2 protein-coding genes are annotated in these 730 nt (G+C 61.8%); both read left to right on the top strand.

Annotated features, from left to right (window positions below; genetic code table 11):
- A partial coding sequence (locus G4G00_RS21770; protein WP_275898506.1) for a phage tail sheath C-terminal domain-containing protein occupies positions 1-231 on the top strand: 231 nt, incomplete at its 5' end.
- Positions 232-251: 20 nt separating this feature from the next.
- A partial coding sequence (locus tag G4G00_RS21765; RefSeq protein ID WP_164276658.1) for a phage major tail tube protein occupies positions 252-730 on the top strand: 479 nt, incomplete at its 3' end.

Genomic DNA, 730 nt, shown 5'->3' with positions numbered 1-730 from the left:
GACATGATCGAGTCGATCAATGCCAAGTTCCGCGAGCTCAAGGCCGGCGGTTACATCATCGACGCCACCGCCTGGTTCGATGAAGCGGCCAACCTGCCCACCCAGCTCTCGGCCGGCAAGCTGGTCATCGACTACGACTACACCCCGGTCCCGCCGCTGGAAGACCTCACCTTGCACCAGCGCATCACCGATCGCTACCTGGTCGACTTTGCCACCCGTATCAACGCCTGAACCGCTGAAGGAATCCGCTGATGGCCCTGCCCAGCAAACTGAAGAATCTCAACCTGTTCAATGACGGTGCCAGCTACCTGGGCCAGGTCACTGAATTCAAGCTGCCCACCCTGACCCGCAAGATGGAGGAATACCGCGCCGGCGGCATGCTCGGCCCGGTGGACATCGATCTGGGCCAAGAGAAGATCGAGGCCGAATGGAAGTGCGGCGGGCTGATGCGCGAGGTGTTGCGCCAGTTTGGCGCGGTGCGCCACAACGCGGTGCAGCTGCGCTTTGCCGGCGCCTACCAGCGCGAGGACACCGGTGATGTCGATGCGGTGGAAATCGTCATCCGTGGTCGGCACAGCGAGATCGATGCCGGTACCGGCAAGGTCGGCGATGACACCGAGTTCTCGGTCAAGACCACCGCCAGCTACTACAAGCTGAGCATCAACGGCCGCACCGAGATCGAAATCGACATGGTCGGCATGGTGTTCATCGTCAACGGCGTGGACATGCT

Origin of the sequence: Stenotrophomonas sp. B1-1 (assembly GCF_010894375.1) — a bacterium.
Lineage (GTDB): Bacteria > Pseudomonadota > Gammaproteobacteria > Xanthomonadales > Xanthomonadaceae > Stenotrophomonas.
The sequence above is the reverse complement of the archived record's forward strand: the minus strand, read 5'-3'. Positions and strand labels throughout refer to the sequence as shown.